Below are 19047 nucleotides of genomic sequence, written 5' to 3'. Positions count from 1 at the left end.
ATATCATGAATAAAATTTTACATATAGACTGTGATGCCTTTTATGCATCGTGTGAAGAGCTAAGAAATCCAAAATTAAAAAATCATCCCATGGCTGTGGGAGGACTTTCCAATAAATCAATAATTACAACTGCAAATTATAAGGCAAGAGAATACGGAATCCATTCTGCTATGCCAGTTTTTATTGCAAGGCAACTTTGCCCAAACTTAATTATTATAAAGGTAGATAGGACTTATTATAAGGAAAAATCAAAAGAAGTTTTTGACATTATAGAATCTTATTCTCATATTAAAGAACAAGTTTCAATTGATGAAGCCTATATTTTTATTGATAATAATGAAGATAAAAAAATCATTGCAAAAAAAATTCAAAATCAAGTTTTAAAACAAACGGGTATTGGGGTTTCTATAGGAATTTCCTACAACAAGTTTTTGGCAAAACTTGCAAGTGACTGGAACAAACCCTTTGGAATTAAAGAAATTAATGAAGATGATATACCTAATATACTAGAAGACTTAGATATAAAAAAAGTCCACGGACTTGGAAATAAATCAGTTGAAAAATTAAAGGATATAGGAATCTATAAAATAAGAGATTTATTAAAATTAGACCAAGAATTTCTAGAATCTCTTTTTGGAAAACAGGGCAGATACATTTATAAGGTTATAAGGGGTGAAGATAAGAGAAAAGTTGAAACATATTCAAAAAGAAAATCTATTGGAAGAGAATTCACCTTTAGAAAAAATACCAAGGATATGAAAATCTTATATTCCTATATAGATGAGATTTCAGAAAAAATTGAAGATGACTTGAGAGCAAAAGATATAAAAGCCTACACAATAAATTTAAAAATAAAAACAGAATACTTTAAAACCCACACCAAATCTTTGACCCTTTCATCACCTATTTCAAAAAAAGAAGAAATTTCTGAAATTGGAAAAGACTTATTAGATCAAATTATTTCTAATGAAAAATTAAGACTTCTTGGAATTTCTTTATCAAATTTATCCCAAAAAGACCACAAACAATTAAGCCTATTTGACAAATAAAAAAACACGAACAATAGAATTTCTATTAATTCGTGTTTATTTTTTTATTCTTCATCCTCTTGGATTTCTTCTTCTTTTTTTTCTTCTTTATTAGAGTCTGGATTTATACTTTCTCTTAATTTGTTTTCAATTTCATTTAAGATATCTTCATTTTCCTCAAGATATTGTTTTACATTTTCCCTACCTTGACCTAGTTTTTCTCCATTATAAGAATACCAAGAACCTGCTTTTTCTACTATATCTTTATCAACGGCAGAATCTAAAATCACACCTGATTTAGAAATTCCTGTTCCATACATGATATCAAATTCTACGACTTTAAATGGCGGAGCCACCTTATTTTTTACAACCTTTACCCTAGTTCTATTTCCAACCATGTTATCGCCTTGTTGGATAGTTTTTATTCTTCTAATATCAAGTCTTACTGAAGAATAAAATTTAAGGGCCCTACCACCTGTTGTTGTTTCAGGATTTCCAAACATAACACCAATTTTTTCTCTTAATTGGTTGATAAAAATTACAGTTGTATTTGATTTTGAAATAATTCCTGTTAATCTTCTTAAGGCTTGACTCATAAGTCTTGCTTGAAGACCCATGTGGCTATCTCCCATTTCACCTTCAATTTCTGCTCTTGGTACAAGGGCAGCAACTGAATCGACAACAATAAGATCAACTGCAGCAGATCTTACCAAAGATTCTGCAATATCAAGTGCTTGTTCACCTGTATCTGGTTGAGCCAAAATTAATTCATCAATATTTACTCCCAATCTTTTTGCATACTCAGCATCCATTGCGTGTTCTGCATCTATAAAGGCACAAGTATTTCCTAATTTTTGATCTTCAGCTATACAGTGAAGAGTAAGGGTTGTTTTACCTGATGATTCTGGTCCAAATATTTCTATAACTCTTCCTCTTGGAAGTCCACCAACTCCAAGTGCCATATCAAGATTAATAGCTCCTGTAGGAATTACTGTAACATCTACTTTTGGAGCCTCGCCCATTTTCATTATGGCACCCTTACCATATTTTTTTTCAATATTTTTGAAAGCTTGACTTAGGGCCTTTTCTTTTTCTTTATCTTTTTCGCCTGCCATATCTTTTCCTTTCTTATTTAAAATCTATATATCATCTAAATTTAATACTTTTTTATTTTTAACCAAATAATCAATTCCTGAAAATACTGTCAAAATCACTGCTACATAAAATAATACAAGTCCTATTGTATTTAGGCTAGGATTATTTACAAGTAACAAAACTGTTGATACACATTGGCTCATTGTTTTTGCTTTTCCGCCCTTGCTTGCTGCGATTGTAATGTTATTGCTTGCTGCAAGAGTTCTAAGACCTGTAATAATTAATTCTCTTGCAATTATCAAAATTACAGCCCAACTTGGAATTATATTTGTGGAAGTTAAAAGCACAAATCCTGCCATGGTCAAAATCTTATCTACCAAAGGATCCATAAATTTTCCAAAAGTTGTAACCAAATTTCTACTTCTTGCAAGGTGACCGTCAAGGGCATCTGTTAAAGAAGCAACTGCATATAAGATAGCAGCAACATTATACATTCTACCAAAAATTAAATATAATACCACAAAAACTGGTACCAAAATCATTCTTACTGTTGTAACTTTGTTTGCTATATTCATTTTACTCTCCTTCTAAATAGCTATGATCTACCAAAACTTTTCTAGGCTTACTTCCTTCATATCCACCAACAACTCCACGGGCTTCTAGCTGATCAATAATTCTTCCAGCCCTAGCATAACCAACCTTTAATTTTCTTTGCAAAAGTGAAACTGAAGCAGTGTTTTCATTAATAATAATTTCTATAGCCTCGTTTATTAGTTCATCTTCATCATCATTTTCAACTACTTTAGTTTTTTCTTCCACAGTTTCCATAGCCTCTTTGTCATATTCTTCTTCTCGAGTTTGTTTTATATAATTTACAACTCTCAAAACTTCAGAATCTGATACAAAAGCTCCTTGGATACGCATAGGCTTCATTGCATCTGACGGAGAAAATAACATATCTCCTTTTCCTAAAAGGGTCTCTGCCCCGCTCATATCAAGAATTGTTCTTGAATCAATTTGACTTGTTACTGCAAAGGCAATTCTTGATGGAATATTTGCTTTTATTGTACCAGTTATTACATCAACTGTTGGCCTTTGGGTTGCTATAATTAAATGTATTCCACAGGCTCTTGATTTTTGGGCAAGTCTTGTAATATAATCTTCAACTTCTCCTGCAGCTGTCATCATCAAATCAGAAAGCTCGTCAATTATTATGACCACATAAGGTAATTTCTCTATTTTTTCATCAATTTCTGTTAGATCTCTGTAGGATGAAATATCCCTTACATGATTTTCTTCAAATAATTTGTAACGTCTTTCCATTTCCCTAATAGCCCAAAACAATGATGATGAGGCTTTTTTAGGATCTGTTATTACTGGCATAATCAAATGTGGAATTCCATTATAAATTGAAAGTTCTACAATTTTAGGATCTATTAAAAGTAATTTCACCTCGTCCGGAGAATGTTTATATAAAATTGACATAATAATTGTATTTATACAAACACTTTTTCCAGATCCTGTAGCTCCCGATACAAGAAGGTGGGGCATCTTTTCTATTGCAGAAACTTTTGGTGATCCCGATATAGATTTACCCAAAACAAAGGGTAATTCTTTATTATTTTTTATAAATTCTTCGCTTGCTATCATTTCCTTTAAGCCAACAACTTCTTTTACTGAGTTTGGAACTTCTATTCCTACATGACTTTTTCCAGGAATTGGAGCTTCTATTCTAATATCGCTTGTTGCTAGAGCAAGAGATAAGTCATCAGATAAATTTAAAATTTTTGAAACCTTGACTCCTCTTTGAGGTTTTAGCTCAAAACAAGTTACAGTAGGCCCAATATTAATTTGAACAACCTTTGATTTTATTCCAAAAGAATCAAGACACTCTTCAATTCTTTTTGCCTTATCTTTAATATCAACTTGATCAACCTCACCTTCATGGTCCCTATCATCCAAAAGGTCAAGTTTGGGAAACTTATAATTTAGGGTGTATTCTTCTTTAAAAGTTTGGTCAAAATCTGATAGGTCAACTTGTTTTGACTTATAAGAATTTATCTTAGCTCTTTCAAATCTTTGGTCAAAATCATCATTTATATCTTCTTCAACATCTTCTTTTTCTACTATTTTTTTTGTAGAATTTAGATTTTCAACTTTTGGATTTGATTTTTTTCTACTTTCTTTTTTACTTTTTATTTTTTTAAGTTTTTTTTCTTTAAAATAAGTTTTAATTTTATTGGAAATTTTCATATATGATTTCCAAAGAATATTTCCAATAATTTGAGATTTTTCCTTTATTTTTGACAAAAAATCCTTATAGGATAAGCCTAGCATATTTTTTACTAAGGCTATCCACATAAGTATATAAAAAATAATTATTCCAGCACTTCCTATAAAAGATTCCAAGTAAAATCCAATATAAGTACCTACAAATCCACCTGATTTTTTAAGTGAAGTCTGGGTATTTTTTATAGAAACATTTAAATTTTTGCCTAGATATTTTAGAGAAAGTATTGCCATTGTAAGAATGATTAGGATAAAAATTATATTAAATACCCTAAGATTTTCTTTAAACTTATCCCTAAAGGCAAATAGAAAGCTTGTAAAAATAAAAGCAAAAACAAAATAGGACATAAATCCAAAAATTTTGAAATTTGTATATGTAATAAAATCTCCAAGACTTCCAGTATTTGGTAGGATTAAAAAAATAAATCCTAACAAGGATATAAACATACAAAAAATAGAAAATGATTTCTTGTTGAATTTAGGATTTGGAGATTTTTTTGCATACTTTGATTTTTTTCTTTTCCTGTTATTATTTGTATTTGCCATATTCACCTCATATAAATTATATAACAAGAAGGAAAATAAATAAACTGCCTATAATTTGGCAGCCTTCTTTTTAACTTCTACAAAATTTCATTTTTGGTATAAGGTAAATTTAAAAATTCACCTTATACCTTTTTTGTAGTTAGTTTATATAATCTAAAAATTAGTCTTCTTTAGATTGTTTTTTCTCTTCTTCTATTAATAGGGCTTTTCTTGAAAGATTAATTCTTCCTTGCCTATCAATTTCTGTTACCTTTACCCTTACCTTATCTCCAATTTTTAATACATCTTCAACTTTTTCTGTTCTTTTTGTATCAATTTGTGATATGTGTAAAAGTCCTTCTTTTCCAATAGCAATTTCTACGAAGGCACCAAAGTTCATTATTCTTTTTACTTCACCTTCGTAAATATCTCCAGCTTTTGGATCTGTTACAATTGATTTAATCATTTGGATAGCTTTTTTCCCACTATCTCCATCATTGCTTGCAACAGTTATATGTCCATCATCTTCTGTTTCAATTTTTACACCAGTTTCATCAATTATTTTATTAATTGTTTTTCCACCAGCACCAATTACATCCCTAACTTTTTCTGGATCTACGTCTATGGAAAAAATTCTTGGAGCATATTTTGATAAATCTTCTCTTGGTTTATCAATTGCTGATGTTATTACATCAAGAATTTTAAGTCTAGCTTCATGGGCATCTGCTAAGGCTTCTTGTAAGACTTCTTTATTAATTCCAGAAATTTTCATATCCATTTGTAGGGCTGTTATACCATCTTTTGTTCCTGCAACTTTAAAGTCCATATCTCCAAGGTGATCTTCTAGTCCTTGAATATCTGTAAGAATTGAAATTGAATCTTCTTCTTTTATTAATCCCATAGCAATTCCTGCAACAGGTTTTTTAATTGGAACACCAGCATCCATCAATGATAAGGTTGATCCACAAATTGATGCTTGTGAAGATGATCCGTTTGATGATAAAACTTCACTTACAACTCTAATTGTGTAAGGAAAATCTTTTGTATCAGGCAAAACTGGAATCAAAGCTCTCTCTGCCAAGTGTCCATGTCCTACTTCACGTCTTCCAGGTCCTCTTAAAGGTCTAATATCTCCAACGCAAAATGGTGGGAAGTTATATTGGTGAATATATCTTTTTGTAATTTCTTCCCTATTCATTGAATCAATTACTTGCTCTTCTCCAGGTGAACCTAAAGTTAGAACTGATAAAACTTGAGTTTGTCCTCTTTGGAATAATCCTGACCCGTGAGCTCTTGGTAAAAGTCCAGCTTCTGCAGATAAAGGACGAATTTCTGTCATTTTACGTCCATCAGGTCTAATTTTATCAATAGAAATCATTCTTCTAACTTCTTTTTTCATAATAGAATCTACAGTTTTGTGAATTTCATCTTCACTTTCTGGAAATTCTTCTAAGAAGTCTTCCCTACATTTTTCTTCAATTGCATTGATATCATCTTCTCTTTGAACCTTATCTGTTGTTCTAATAGAATTTTTAATATCTTCTGTGTATTTATCTTTTATTTTTCTTTGAAGTTCAGTTTCAACTTCTTCTGCTACTTCCATTTTTTCTTTTCCAATATCATCGATAATTGTTTGGATAAAAGAGCAAATTTCTTTAATTTCTGCGTGGGCTACCATCATAGCCTCAAGCATTTCATCTTCTGATAATTCATTTGCACCAGCTTCAACCATGTTGATTGCATCAGCTGTTCCTGCAACCGTTAAATTTAAAGAAGTTTTTTCTCTTTGTTCCTTATTTGGATTTACAATAAATTTTCCATCAACATATCCAACAGAAACTGCTGCAACTGGTCCATAAAAAGGAATATCAGAAATTCCAAGGGCAATTGAAGCTCCAATTGTTGTCATGCAATCTGGTTCATTATCTTCATCTACTGAAAATGGTGTAGCAATTACTTGAACATCATTGTAAAAATTTTCTGGGAAAAGTGGTCTTAAAGGTCTATCCATTTGACGTGAAATCAAAATAGCCTTATCAGATGCCTTTCCTTCTCTTTTAATAAATCCACCAGGGATTTTTCCAACTGCATAAAGTTTTTCTTGGTAGTCACAAATAAGTGGGAAAAAATCTATTCCCTCTCTTGGCTTATCACTTGCTACAGCTGTAACTAATAAAATTGTATCTCCACTTCTAATGAGACATTCTCCATTAGTTTGCTCAGCAACCTTTCCAATTGTTATAGAAAGATCAGAGCCATTTTGTGACTTATATTCATAAGTTTTTTCCATTTTTTCTCCTAACTACAAAAAAGACGGGATAATTCCCGTCATATTTAACTATTTTCTTAAACCAAGTTTTTCAATGATTTCACGATATCTTTCAATATCATTATCCATTAAATAATTTAAAAGACCTTTTCTACGTCTAATCATTTTGAAAAGTCCTCTTCTTGAAGAGTGGTCTTTTTTGTTAACTTTTAAGTGTTCTGTAAGTTCTTTGATTCTTTGAGTAAGAATAGCTATTTGAACTTCTGGTGAACCTGTGTCTTTTTCGTCTTTTTGAAATTCTTTAATAATTTGTGTTTTTTGATCTTTATTTAACATAAAATCCTCCTAAAATTTATTCGCCATAACCATGAAATAGTCTGAGGAAGCTTAGTTCATAGTTAAGGTATCTTTGATATTATACCAAATATCTTTATATTTGCAAAGAAAAATAATATTTAAATTTTATCTAGAATTAATTTTCGTACTTTAAAAATTTATTAGAAAAATATAAAAATAATATTAATTCTCCTATTGCAAAAAAAGCTAGTATAAGAAAATCATCTATACTTATTAATCTGAAGTTATTAGATTCAATTGCTAGAAAGCTAAGTCCTATTATTTTTAAAGATTTAAATGCTGTTATAAATCCTACAATAGTAAAAATACTTGATAGAAAAACTGTTATTCCAAAAGATTTAACTCTTATAGCAATAGCTCCAAAAATGGCAATTATTGGCAGTGCCAAAAATATGCTAAGACTTATATAGTAAAAATATATGTCAAAATTTATAGAAGAAAAATTTCCTATAAATTTTCCACCAAGATAAAAAAGAGCTAAAAAATATAATTGACAAAGACTTATTATTATAAAGGCTAATATCAATTTTCCTATTACAAAGGACATATTTTTCTTTGGGCTTAATCTTATAAATTTAAGTCCAGCCTTATGTTCTGTTGACCATAGACTTGCTATTATTATTGCTATTAAAGGTATATAAAAAAATGAAAAGTAAAATAAACTTACTTGGGTCCACAAACTTTGCCACTGATGGCTTAAAGTCCCCCTATTTCCCATATAATTTATTAATCCAAAAATATTGGCAAGTAAGGGGATGATTAGGCTTACCATGAAAATATTTATAAATTTTATTTTTTTTAATTCTAATTTTAACATTTTTCCTCCTAGTCTTTGTATAAGTTGTAAGATTTCATTGTTTTTAGATAGATAAGGCTTAGTATTAAAAATACAAGAGCTATAATTAGGGTATAAAAATTTATTGGATTTAATACTTGAACAAATTTATCTCCTTCTTTTACATAGGAAATATTCAAAAGACTTGCCATCCAAGCAAAAGGATTTATAAAAGATAAAACTTCAGATGTAAGCATTGTTATTACACCAGTAAGACCTCCTACTAATGAAATAAAGGATAGGGTGTAGACCTTTTTTGTTTTCATTTCTATTATCATAAAAAATCCTAAGAAGAATAAATTTATTATAAAAGAAGATAAATTTACAAGTACAAATCTCAAAATCACATCATTATTCATAATAAATTTATCTGAAGAAATTCCTAGTTTAATAAAAATGAAAGCTTCAATTATTTGTAATAAAAATAATTTTAAAGATAAGTTTTTAAATTTTTCTAATAAAATAGAATTTACATTTTCACCAAGGCTTATTTGCAACTGCCACATCTTATTTTTTTCTTCAATTTCAATTACTTTTTTTACAAGTGATGAAATTAATATAGGATTTATTAGTAAAGATATAAATAAGTATGTGTCAAGAATGTAAAATAGGGGATATTCGGCCTTTAAGAAAGTATTAGAATGGCTAAGACCTGCCACAATAAATATTTGTCCAATAAATACCATTACTATCAAAAAGTTTATTCCAAGTTTTTTGAATTTTTTTCTTTCTAAATTTCTCATTTAGGACCTACTTTCTTCTATAAATAGTTTTTCTAGACTTTCTTTTTCTTCCTCTATCCTATAAATATCTACCTTACCATGTAAAAAGTTTACAATTTCACCGATTTCTTGGTTTGATTTTTTTCCTAAAATAATCTTTTTTCCCTTTAGATTATCTTCGTTAAGGTCTATTAATTCCAAGGCTTTTTTGTTATCGGATGTAATCATTGATATAAATGGAGGATGAAGCCTTCTATATTCTTCTAAACTTCCATTGTAGGTCAATTTTCCTTCTTTAAGTATTCCTATGTGAGTTGAAATTTTTTCGATTTCATCTAGGATATGTGAAGAGATTAAAATACTTGTAGAAGTATTTTTTACAATATTTTTAAATAAATTTCTCATCTCTTCTATCCCTTGAGGGTCTAGACCATTTATCGGCTCATCTAAAATCAAAAGTTTAGGACTTCCTATCAGGGCAATGGCAATTCCTAGTCTTTGCTTCATGCCCAAAGAATATTCTCTAGCTTTCTTTTTCTCTACATTTTTAAGTCCTACAAGGTCTAAAGTTTTTGAGATTTCTTTTTTATCTACCCCCTTTAGGCTTGATATTATTTCTAGGTTTTCATATCCTGTTAAATGATCATAAAAAGAAGGATTTTCAATTAGGGCACCCAAATTTTTATTTAATTTTTTTTGATTTTTTCCATTTACTTCTTGGTTAAAAACTTTGACCATACCTTCATCTTTTTTTACAAGACCTAGTACAATTTTCATTAGGGTCGACTTACCTGCACCGTTTTTTCCTATTAAACCATAGATTGATTTTTCTTTAATTTCTAAACAATCTATATCCAAGACCCTTTTATTGTTGTAAGATTTTTTTAAGTTTTTTATTTCCAATATTTTTTCCATAATTTCCTCCTAAATATAAACTAACAGAAAAAGATAAAAATAAACTTTAAACAAGCTCACTTTTACATCACAATGATAAATTTATTAAATATCTGTTGTATAATTAGCTTGTTAGGAGTTTAAAATGGATAATAAAAGAGATTTTAATATTTTGATAGTTGATGATGAAAAAATTTTACTAGAAAATTTATATGATTTTTTAAAAAATAAGGGTTTTAAAAAAGTTTATACTGCAAAAAATTTAAAGGAGTCCAGGTTTAAATTAGAAAATTTAAAAATTGATTTACTTGTTTTAGACTTAATGCTTGCTGATGGGAGTGGTTTCGATTTATTAAAAGAGCTTAGAAAAAGTTCTGATATTCCTGTTATAATCTTATCTGCCCTTGATGGAATAGATGATAGGAAGGAAGGTTTTAAAAACAAGGCCGATGACTATCTTGTCAAACCTTTTTTCCCTGATGAGCTTTTATGGAGGATAGATGCTGTTTTAAGAAGAAGTAAAAAAATTAAGGGTAATCAAAAGATAAATTTGGGAGGAGTTATTTTTGATAAAGATAAGGGAATTCTTATAAAAAACGGAAAAGAAATTTCTCTAACTGCCACCCAATTTAAAATTCTTTCTTACTTATGTGAAAATATAAATATGATTGTTTCAATTGATAGGATTTTAGAACATATTTGGGAAAATTCTTACGGTTATGAAAATACCCTGATAACCCACATATATAGACTTCGTGAAAAGCTTGAGGATAATCCAAGAGATCCAAAAATTCTCATAACTATAAAGGGACTTGGTTATAAGCTAGTTGATAAGGGGTAGAAATGTTTAATTATATTTTAAAAAGGTTTAAAAAAATAGTTTTTAGGATCTTATTTTTGATGTTTTTTCTTATTTTTTTATTTATGACCTTTCTTTATTTAAACTACAGGCTAAATAATAAGTATGAAAATCCTAATGACCTTTATTCTTATGTAAAAGCAAATAAAGGAAAAACTTATCTAAATGATAAAAATAAAAAATATTTAGAAGAAAAAAACATTTGGTCTATAAGGCTTGATAAGGATGGAAAAATTATAGAAAGTTTTAATAAACCAAAAGAAGTTAAGAATAAGTTTAATATTACGGATGTGGCAAAATTTACTAGGTTTTATTTGGCAGATTATCCTGTTTTTACCTACATAGCAGGAGATGGGTTGATTTTATTTGCCTATCCTAAAGATTCTTTGGATAAGTTTCCTTTCAATTATTACAATTACAAAAATTTCATTTTTAATTTACAACTATTTGCCTTATTTGTACTTTTATTTTTCGTATTTGTTTATATATTTTATAGGATTGATATTAAAAATATTTTTAAAAATATCCTACCATTTCAAAAAGCGATTGACAGCCTATACGAGAATGACTATGAAGGCTTAGATGAATATGGAGAATTAAAAGACTTGGCTATTTCTATTAATAGGGCCAATGAAAAGTATAATAATTTAAAAAATTCTCAAGAAAAATGGATTAGAGGCTTAAGCCATGACGTAAGAACTCCCCTAGCAAAAATTTCTTGGGAAATAAGCAAGGATAATAGGGAAAATATTGACTTAAAAAATATACAAGACCAAGTTTTAAAAATTTCAAATATTTTAGAGGGTTTAAATCTCACCTTGTCACTTTCTAACATAGATAGAGAAAATTTTTCTAAGGAAAGCCCTATAAAAATAATTAGAAAACTTATTGTAGATAAATTAAATGAAAATCCAAAAAAAGAAATTATTTTTGATAACAGGATGAAAAACCAAGATATAAAAATCAAAATGGACCCTATTTTATTTTATAGAATGCTAGAAAATATTTTAAAAAATTCTCTTACCTATACTAATGGAAAAATCATGCTTATTATTTCCGATTCTAATCAAATGATAAATATTACTATATTAGATGAAGGAAATGGATTAGATGAAGATATTATAGAAAAAATTTATAAGGAAGATTTGACCAATATAAGAAGGCACGGTTTAGGTATACTTATATCCAAACAAATTGCACAATTACATGAGGGAAAATTTATTATAAAAAATAAAAACCCAGGCCTTGAAATAAGCTTTATTTTTGCTTATCAGGATTAAATATAATTTAAAACACTAAAAAATACCAGATCTAGCATTAAATCTAGGTCTGGTATTTTTAACTTTCTAGCTAAGCTTTATTATTATATTTTTCCATTAACTTTCTGCCAGTTTCTTTGTCTTTTTCCATTTGCTCTATTAACTCATCAGCTGAATTAAATTTATAATCAGATCTTAAATATTCTAAAAACTCTATACTTATATTTTTACCGTAAATATTTTTTGAAAAATCCATAATATAGGTTTCAATTTTTACTTCTTTATTTTCAAAAGTTGGATTTGTTCCAATATCTGTTAGGGCATAATAAAAATCCCTATCAATATTTACCTTGGTAAAATAAACCCCAGATTTTGCCGTAGTATATTTAAAAGATGGCTTAAGGTTTGCTGTTGGAAAATTTAAAAGTCTTCCTCTTTGGGCTCCTTTTATAACTTTTCCTTGCATTTTAAAAGGGTGACCCAAGTCCTTGTTTGCTTTTTCAATTTCCCCATCTCTTACCATCTGTCTTATATCGGTTGAATTAATAATTTTTCCATCATCCAATTCAAAATCTACAACTTTTGTTTTGTAGGCAAAATCTTCTTCATATTTTTTTAGAGTTTTTATATCTCCTTTTGCCATTTTCCCAAACCTATAATTATCACCAACAATGACATATTTGGTATTTAATTTCTTATATAAAATTTCTTCAATAAATTCATAAGGAGACAAGTTTTTAAACTCATCAGAAAATTCTAAAAGGCAAAAACATTCTATACCTATATTTTTTAAAATTTCTATCTTATCTTCAAGGCTTGTTAGGTATTCTTTTTCTCCATTTAGGATATTTTTAGTGTTTTCTTTAAATAATAATACTGAAGGTGTTAAATTTTTTTCTTTTGAAATTTCTATATTTTCTTTCATAAGTTTTTGGTGGCCCCTATGGACTCCATCAAAATTTCCAAGGCTTACAGCCTTTGGAGAAAGGTCAAATTCATTAAAATCTAAATCAAAAATTTTTATATTATCTTTCATAAAACACCTTCTTTATCTTCAAAGTCTTGTTTTCATTCTTATACTCTCCAAGACCTATAAATAAATCACCAACATATACTCTTAAATAATTATCAACATTTTTCCCATAATCTACTTTCATGGTCATCCCATTTGTAGCTTGTTTATAATAAGATTTATCCAAAACTATTTTTTCGTACTGACAAAGAGCCTTATCAATTGGAATTAAATTTTTTATAATTTGATCAGCTTGCATTTTTTCAAAATCTTCCATTTTAATGGCATCTTCTACATCAAAATCTCCAACTTTTATCCTTCTAAGCTCCTTGACTGTAGCAAAAGTTTGTAAAATTTCACCCAAATCATTTACAAGAGTTCTTATATAAGTTCCCTTTGAGCATCTTATCCTAAGTCTTGCATAAGGAAAATTGAAGTCTAGAATTTCAAAATCATAAATTTTTATTTTTCTTTTTTTTCTTTCAATTGACTTTCCTTCTCTTGCAAGCTCATATAGTTTTTTACCCTTGTGTTTTAGGGCTGAATACATGGGTGGTGTTTGAAGAATTTCTCCAACAAAATTTTCATCAATCGCTTTTTTTAAATCATCAAATTCAAAAGTTTTCGATGATTTTTCTAAAATTTCTCCCGTTATATCCTGGCTATCTGTTTTTTGACCAAAAAATGCAAGAGTTTCATAAATTTTAACCTCATCCATTAAAAAGTCTGAAACTCTTGTAGCTTTGTTGATTAAAAGTGGCAAAAGGCCAGTTGCAAGAGGATCAAGAGTTCCTGCATGGCCTATTTTTTTTATGCCTAGTTTCTTTCTTGCTTGATATACAATTTTTCCGGATGATGCTCCGGTATTCTTATCAATTAATAATATTCCACTAGTCATTTAATGCCTCTTTTAAAATATCTTTCATTTTACAAATTGCCCTATCCATTGTTTTTTCATTAAGGGTAAAACCAGCAGCCCTTATATGGCCACCACCCCCATTATTTCTTGCAATCTCAGATACATCAAGATAGTCCTTGCTTCTTAGAGAAATTTTAAATTCATTTTCTCCATATTCTTTTACAAGACAGGCTACTTCAATTCCTTTCAAATCCCTAAGCATATTTACAACAGATTCGCTATCACCCATTTGCATATTATAATCTTGGCACATTTTTTGGCTAACCCCAACAAGGGCATAAGGTTTATTAAATTCCACCTTGTTTAGAATATAATTTTCAAATTGTAATTTTGAAATTTCCTTATTTTGATAGAGATTTTTATAAATCATTTCAAAATTTGCACCTTTTTTATAAAGATCTGCTGCTGTATAAAAAGTTAGTTCACTTATATTTGAATATAAAAACCTTCCTGTATCTGTAACTAAGCCTACATACAATAAAGTTGCAATTTCCTCATCTATTGGAAGATTTAACCTATTTATAATTTCATAAACAAGCTCACAACTTGCAGGTGAATCTGAGTGAATTATATTTAAATCTGTTTTAATTGATCCACCTTCATGATGATCAATCACTAAAACTTTTTTAGAATTTTTGCAAATTTCAATTGCCTTATCAATCCTATCAAATTCTGAACAATCTACAATTATAAATAAATCATATTCCTCTTGACTAGGCTCTTTATAATTTTTAAGTTGAGGTAGAAATTTTAAATAATCATCTACCTCACTTATTTTAATTACTTCAGCTTTTTTGCCGTAAAGTTCTAAAGATTTTCTTAGAGAAAGAGAGGAGCCAAGAGCATCTCCATCTGGATTTATATGGGCTGAAATTGCAATTGATTGGGCTTGGTCTATAAAATTTTTAAATTTTTCTAAATCTTTTTGACTAATCTTCTCGATTTTTGGCATTTTTTTCATCCTTTTTTATGGTTTCAGCTATAAGCTTATCCATATATACGCCATGTTCGATAGAATTATCATACTTAAACCTAAATTCTGGCATAGACCTTAATCTCATTCTCTCGCCAATTAATTTTTTCATGTAGCCTTTTGCTTGTTCAAGTGCTTCTATTACAGATTCTTTTTTACTATCATCGCCCAAAACTGATACAAAAATATCAGCATAGGACAAATCATTTGTTACTTCAACATCTGTTATAGAAACTATAACATTATCAGATAATCTTGGATCATTGATATCTTCTGCCAAAATTTTTGATAATTCTTTTTGCATTTGTGAAGATATTTTTAAGGTTCTTCTCTTATCCATAATTAAACTCTTTCTTTTTCTACCATTTCATATGCTTCAAGCTCGTCGCCTTCTTTGATGTCATTGAATTTTTCAAGACCAATTCCACCTTCGTATCCATTATTTAATACTTTGGCATCATCTTTAAATCTTTTCATTGATTCAATTTCTCCATCAAAGATTACAACATTATCTCTTAACAATCTTATTTTTGCACTTCTTGGTATTGATCCGTTTGTTACAAGAACACCTGCAATTGTTCCGGCACTTGGAATTTTGAAAGTTTCTTGAACCTTTGCACGTCCTAGAATTTTTTCTTCGAATTCTGGATCAAGCATTCCCTTTAGTGCTTTTTCTACATCTTCAATTGCTTCATATATTATTGAGTATGTTCTAATTTCTATATTATTTTCTTCTGCCATTTGTAGGGCACCTTGAGTTGGACGAACATTAAATCCAATTATTATAGCATTTGATGCTTGAGCTAGTAGAACATCTGATTCAGAAATTCCACCTACAGCTCCTGCAATTACATTTACAAAAACTTCTTCATTTGATAATTTTGAAAATGAGCTTGCAACTGCATCTACAGTTCCTTTTACATCAGTTTTTACTATAATATTTAATTCTTTTAATTCACCTTCTTCAATGCCTTCGTACATATCTTCTAGGTTGGTGTTAGATTTTTGAATTAGTCTTTCTTCTCTTTTTTGCTCTTTTGCACGATCAGCATAGGCTCTTGCTATTTTTTCATCTTCAACAGCAAAAATTTTATCTCCAGCTTCTGCAACATCGCTTAGACCTAAAATTTGTACGGGTGTTGATGGACCAGCTTCAGAAATTGCTTGCCCTTTTGAATTAAACATTGCCCTTATTCTTCCTGATGATGATCCTGTCACTACATAATCTTTATCATGAAGGGTTCCTTTTTGAACAAGAACAGTTGCAACAGCACCTCTTGCCTTATCAAGTTGAGCTTCAATAATAATTCCTACAGCATCTCTATTTGGATTAGCTTTTAATTCTCTCATTTCAGCAACAAGTAAAACCATCTCCAATAATTCTTTAATTCCATCACCAGTTCTTGCAGATACTTCTACCATAATAGTATCTCCACCCCAGTCTTCAGAAACTAAACCATATTCTGTTAATTCTTGTTTTACTCTATTTGGATCACTTTCTTCCTTATCCATTTTATTTATAGCTACAATTATTGGAATACCTGCTGCTTTTGCGTGGTTAATAGCCTCAATTGTTTGTGGCATTACACCATCATCACCTGCTACTACCAAGATTGCTATATCTGTTGATTGAGCCCCTCTCATTCTCATTTGAGTGAAGGCTTCGTGGCCTGGTGTATCCAAAAATACAATTTCTTTATCATTTACATCTACAGTTGAAGCACCAATATGTTGAGTAATTCCTCCAGCTTCTCCAGATGCAAATTGTGTATTTCTAATAGCATCAAGAATTGAGGTTTTACCATGGTCAACGTGACCCATTACAGAAACAACTGGTGGACGAGATTGTAAATCTTTTTCATCATCTTCATAATCTAGATCTTTTTCTTGGATTTCAACTTCATCTAGTTTAACTTCTTTTGAAATTTCTTTATTAAATTCAAGAGCCACAAGTTCTGCTTGTTTAAAATCTATTTGATCATTAAGACCTGCCATTACTCCAAGTCCCATTAACTTCATTATTACTTGGTTGGCATTTTCATCAATTTTTTCTGCAAAAGATTTTACTGAAATTGATTCTGGAATGTAGATATTTCCATCATCATTATTATCAGCTTTTATGTCTCTTTTTGTTGATTTTTTTGATCTTTTATTTTGTTTTTTATTTTTTTTCTTATCTTTTTTGTTTGATGACTTCTTATTTTTTTTATTTTTTGAAGATTTATTTTCTGAAATTTTTTCTTCTTTTTTATCTTTATTTTCTATTTTTTTATCGTCCTTTTTCTCTTTTATTTGATTTTTATTTTTATCTTCATTTTTATTATCACTAAAGTATTCTTCTACTATAGCTAAATCATCTCCACCAAGTACAGACATGTGTGATTTTATTTCAAGTCCAAACTCTTCTTTTAGTAGTTTGAGCATTTCCTTAGTTGTTTTGTTGTAGTTTTTTGCTAATTCATATATTCTTAATTTGTTAGCCATCTAATCACCTCTTTTATTTCATAGCAATTATCTCCTCATAAAGATCATCACTAATTTCAGTTTTAAAAACTTTTTCTAATTTTCTTTTCTTCTTTGCTTCATTTATGCATTTTTCATCTTTGCATATATAAGCTCCCCTACCATTTTTTTTGCCAGTAGGATCTAGGATAATTCCTTCTTCTTTGTTCTTAACTATCCTAATTAAATCATTTTTATCTTTGTTTTCTCCACATACTATACATTTTCTTTGTGGTACTTTTCTTTGTTTCATTTTTTCACCATTATTAATAAGTTATTCTTCACTTTTTTCAATATCTTCTTTAATAATTTGGTCAAGATCTTCTGATAGATTTTCTATATCATCTTCTATAAAATCAGTTTCATCTTCAACTTGGTCTAAGCTATTTTCTATTTCACCATCTATATTTTCTATTATTTCGTCTTCTTCTTCATTAAGGCCAAGTATTTCATCAATTTCTTCTTGGTCTAATTTATCAAATTCTTCTTGACTTTTTATATCAATTTTCCAGCCTGTAAGTCTTGCTGCAAGTCTTGCATTTTGTCCTTCCTTACCAATTGCTAGTGAAAGTTGATCTTCTCTTACAACAACCAATGATTGTTTTTTCATATCATTGATATAAACTTCATTGATTTCTGCAGGTGATAGGGAATTTTTTATAAAAGTTTTTATATCTTTATCATAATTGATTATATCAATTTTTTCGCCTTGTAATTCTTCTACAATTGAATTTACACGACTTCCCTTAAAACCAATGCATGCTCCAATAGAATCTATTTCTGGATCATTTGAAAATACAGCTATTTTTGTCCTAGAACCTGCTTCCCTATCAATTCCATAAATTTCTATAATTCCATTAGTTATTTCTGGAACTTCAAGTTCAAACAATCTTACAACTAAATCCTTATCTTTTCTTGATAAGATAATTTGTGGTTCCTTTGTTGTATTTTTTACATCTTTAATTAATACTTTTATTCTTTGGTTTGGTATATATTTTTCATTTTCAACTTGTTCTTTTAAAGGAATTATTCCTTCAATTTTATCAAGATTTATATATACATTATACTTATCTTCTCTTTGTACAACACCTGTAATAATCTCATTTGCCCTGTCCAAATATTCAGAATAAACTGAATCTCTTTGGGCATCTCTAATTTTTTGTAGGACAATATTTCTTGCAGTTTGAGCTGCAACTCTACCAAAATTCTTAGGGGCAATTTTCACCCTACAAATATCTCCCAAATCAAGTTTTGAATCAATTTCTCTAGCCTTTGTCTTAGAAATTTCAGCTATTGGATCATTAACCTCATCTACTACATTTTTAAGAGAATATACTTCGATTTCTCCTGTTTCTTCATCGATATTTACATCGACATTTTCATTGTTTTCATAGTTTTTTTGATAAGATTTTACCAAGGCTTTTTCCAATGCCTCAAGAATTATTTTCTTATCGACATTTTTACTTTTTTCAAGTTCCTCTAAGGCAATTATAAATTCTTTATTCATCT

At 29.1% G+C, this 19047-nt stretch carries 18 protein-coding genes; 3 read left to right on the top strand and 15 right to left on the bottom strand.

Annotated elements, in window-relative coordinates; translation table 11 throughout:
- The first annotated feature begins 5 nt into the window (after positions 1-5).
- Positions 6-1049 (top strand): DNA polymerase IV, encoded by a 1044-nt coding sequence (locus tag CJ192_RS00805; RefSeq protein ID WP_102197403.1) that lies wholly within the window; start codon positions 6-8, stop codon positions 1047-1049.
- A gap of 44 nt (positions 1050-1093) precedes the next feature.
- Here CJ192_RS00805 and recA read toward each other — a convergent pair whose 3' ends face one another.
- From recA to CJ192_RS00765, 8 genes are all read right to left on the bottom strand, one after another.
- On the bottom strand, positions 1094-2143 hold the full coding sequence (gene recA / locus CJ192_RS00800; RefSeq protein ID WP_102197402.1) for a recombinase RecA: 1050 nt from the start codon (positions 2141-2143) through the stop codon (positions 1094-1096).
- Positions 2144-2167: 24 nt separating this feature from the next.
- Positions 2168-2698, bottom strand: a complete 531-nt coding sequence (gene pgsA, locus CJ192_RS00795; protein WP_004814121.1) for a CDP-diacylglycerol--glycerol-3-phosphate 3-phosphatidyltransferase — start codon at positions 2696-2698, stop codon at positions 2168-2170.
- Position 2699: 1 nt separating this feature from the next.
- Entirely contained in the window at positions 2700-4958 is a 2259-nt protein-coding gene (locus CJ192_RS00790) for a DNA translocase FtsK (RefSeq protein ID WP_102197401.1), read from the bottom strand.
- Between the two features lie 160 nt (positions 4959-5118).
- On the bottom strand, positions 5119-7227 hold the full coding sequence (locus CJ192_RS00785; protein ID WP_102197400.1) for a polyribonucleotide nucleotidyltransferase: 2109 nt from the start codon (positions 7225-7227) through the stop codon (positions 5119-5121).
- A 48-nt stretch (positions 7228-7275) separates the two neighbouring features.
- On the bottom strand, positions 7276-7542 hold the full coding sequence (rpsO, locus tag CJ192_RS00780) for a 30S ribosomal protein S15 (protein WP_102197399.1): 267 nt from the start codon (positions 7540-7542) through the stop codon (positions 7276-7278).
- 136 nt (positions 7543-7678) lie between these two features.
- Positions 7679-8380 carry an ABC transporter permease gene (locus tag CJ192_RS00775; RefSeq protein ID WP_102197398.1) on the bottom strand — a complete coding sequence of 234 codons (702 nt, stop codon included), beginning with the start codon at positions 8378-8380 and terminating at the stop codon, positions 7679-7681.
- 8 nt (positions 8381-8388) lie between these two features.
- Positions 8389-9141 carry an ABC-2 transporter permease family protein gene (locus CJ192_RS00770; protein WP_102197397.1) on the bottom strand — a complete coding sequence of 251 codons (753 nt, stop codon included), beginning with the start codon at positions 9139-9141 and terminating at the stop codon, positions 8389-8391.
- Positions 9142-10035: an ABC transporter ATP-binding protein gene (locus CJ192_RS00765; protein ID WP_102197396.1), complete on the bottom strand. Its 894-nt coding sequence runs from the start codon at positions 10033-10035 to the stop codon at positions 9142-9144.
- Positions 10036-10159: 124 nt separating this feature from the next.
- Here CJ192_RS00765 and CJ192_RS00760 point away from each other — a divergent pair, with 124 nt between their 5' ends.
- Positions 10160-10855 (top strand): response regulator transcription factor, encoded by a 696-nt coding sequence (locus CJ192_RS00760; RefSeq protein WP_102197395.1) that lies wholly within the window; start codon positions 10160-10162, stop codon positions 10853-10855.
- A gap of 2 nt (positions 10856-10857) precedes the next feature.
- Complete coding sequence (locus CJ192_RS00755) at positions 10858-12153, top strand: sensor histidine kinase (protein ID WP_102197394.1); 1296 nt, start codon at positions 10858-10860, stop codon at positions 12151-12153.
- 70 nt (positions 12154-12223) lie between these two features.
- Here the strand turns inward: CJ192_RS00755 and CJ192_RS00750 are convergent, their stop codons facing one another.
- Genes CJ192_RS00750 through nusA form a run of 7 tightly spaced genes read right to left on the bottom strand, consistent with a single transcriptional unit; the run spans position 12224 to position 19045 of the window.
- Positions 12224-13168, bottom strand: coding sequence for a bifunctional riboflavin kinase/FAD synthetase (locus CJ192_RS00750; protein ID WP_102197393.1), 945 nt, complete (start codon positions 13166-13168; stop codon positions 12224-12226).
- Complete coding sequence (gene truB / locus CJ192_RS00745; RefSeq protein ID WP_102197392.1) at positions 13158-14042, bottom strand: tRNA pseudouridine(55) synthase TruB; 885 nt, start codon at positions 14040-14042, stop codon at positions 13158-13160. Before truB ends, CJ192_RS00750 begins: the two co-directional genes overlap by 11 nt.
- Positions 14035-15015 carry a DHH family phosphoesterase gene (locus CJ192_RS00740; RefSeq protein WP_102197391.1) on the bottom strand — a complete coding sequence of 327 codons (981 nt, stop codon included), beginning with the start codon at positions 15013-15015 and terminating at the stop codon, positions 14035-14037. Before CJ192_RS00740 ends, truB begins: the two co-directional genes overlap by 8 nt.
- Positions 14993-15376 (bottom strand): 30S ribosome-binding factor RbfA, encoded by a 384-nt coding sequence (rbfA, locus tag CJ192_RS00735; protein ID WP_004814152.1) that lies wholly within the window; start codon positions 15374-15376, stop codon positions 14993-14995. The genes CJ192_RS00740 and rbfA overlap by 23 nt, the downstream gene beginning before the upstream one ends.
- Before the next feature lie 2 nt (positions 15377-15378).
- Positions 15379-17520 carry a translation initiation factor IF-2 gene (infB, locus tag CJ192_RS00730; protein ID WP_102197390.1) on the bottom strand — a complete coding sequence of 714 codons (2142 nt, stop codon included), beginning with the start codon at positions 17518-17520 and terminating at the stop codon, positions 15379-15381.
- A 13-nt stretch (positions 17521-17533) separates the two neighbouring features.
- The gene (gene rnpM, locus CJ192_RS00725; RefSeq protein ID WP_102197389.1) at positions 17534-17791 is read right to left on the bottom strand and encodes an RNase P modulator RnpM; all 258 of its coding nucleotides are present in this window, start codon (positions 17789-17791) and stop codon (positions 17534-17536) included.
- Positions 17792-17812: 21 nt separating this feature from the next.
- Entirely contained in the window at positions 17813-19045 is a 1233-nt protein-coding gene (nusA, locus tag CJ192_RS00720) for a transcription termination factor NusA (RefSeq protein WP_102197388.1), read from the bottom strand.
- Positions 19046-19047 lie beyond the last annotated feature (2 nt).

This window comes from Anaerococcus hydrogenalis, from assembly GCF_002871895.1.
GTDB classification, from domain to species: Bacteria; Bacillota; Clostridia; order Tissierellales; family Peptoniphilaceae; genus Anaerococcus; species Anaerococcus hydrogenalis.
Note: the sequence above shows the minus strand (reverse complement) of the source record. Positions and strands in the feature narration are given on the sequence as shown.

Bases quoted from the DNA above. Each gene is read 5' to 3' on its own strand.
- CJ192_RS00805 (WP_102197403.1), top strand. From the start codon at position 6: ATGAATAAAATTTTACATATAGACTGTGATGCCTTTTATGCATCGTGT.
- recA (WP_102197402.1), bottom strand. From the start codon at position 2,143: ATGGCAGGCGAAAAAGATAAAGAAAAAGAAAAGGCCCTAAGTCAAGCT.
- pgsA (WP_004814121.1), bottom strand. From the start codon at position 2,698: ATGAATATAGCAAACAAAGTTACAACAGTAAGAATGATTTTGGTACCA.
- CJ192_RS00790 (WP_102197401.1), bottom strand. From the start codon at position 4,958: ATGGCAAATACAAATAATAACAGGAAAAGAAAAAAATCAAAGTATGCA.
- CJ192_RS00785 (WP_102197400.1), bottom strand. From the start codon at position 7,227: ATGGAAAAAACTTATGAATATAAGTCACAAAATGGCTCTGATCTTTCT.
- rpsO (WP_102197399.1), bottom strand. From the start codon at position 7,542: ATGTTAAATAAAGATCAAAAAACACAAATTATTAAAGAATTTCAAAAA.
- CJ192_RS00775 (WP_102197398.1), bottom strand. From the start codon at position 8,380: ATGTTAAAATTAGAATTAAAAAAAATAAAATTTATAAATATTTTCATG.
- CJ192_RS00770 (WP_102197397.1), bottom strand. From the start codon at position 9,141: ATGAGAAATTTAGAAAGAAAAAAATTCAAAAAACTTGGAATAAACTTT.
- CJ192_RS00765 (WP_102197396.1), bottom strand. From the start codon at position 10,035: ATGGAAAAAATATTGGAAATAAAAAACTTAAAAAAATCTTACAACAAT.
- CJ192_RS00760 (WP_102197395.1), top strand. From the start codon at position 10,160: ATGGATAATAAAAGAGATTTTAATATTTTGATAGTTGATGATGAAAAA.
- CJ192_RS00755 (WP_102197394.1), top strand. From the start codon at position 10,858: ATGTTTAATTATATTTTAAAAAGGTTTAAAAAAATAGTTTTTAGGATC.
- CJ192_RS00750 (WP_102197393.1), bottom strand. From the start codon at position 13,168: ATGAAAGATAATATAAAAATTTTTGATTTAGATTTTAATGAATTTGAC.
- truB (WP_102197392.1), bottom strand. From the start codon at position 14,042: ATGACTAGTGGAATATTATTAATTGATAAGAATACCGGAGCATCATCC.
- CJ192_RS00740 (WP_102197391.1), bottom strand. From the start codon at position 15,015: ATGCCAAAAATCGAGAAGATTAGTCAAAAAGATTTAGAAAAATTTAAA.
- rbfA (WP_004814152.1), bottom strand. From the start codon at position 15,376: ATGGATAAGAGAAGAACCTTAAAAATATCTTCACAAATGCAAAAAGAA.
- infB (WP_102197390.1), bottom strand. From the start codon at position 17,520: ATGGCTAACAAATTAAGAATATATGAATTAGCAAAAAACTACAACAAA.
- rnpM (WP_102197389.1), bottom strand. From the start codon at position 17,791: ATGAAACAAAGAAAAGTACCACAAAGAAAATGTATAGTATGTGGAGAA.
- nusA (WP_102197388.1), bottom strand. From the start codon at position 19,045: ATGAATAAAGAATTTATAATTGCCTTAGAGGAACTTGAAAAAAGTAAA.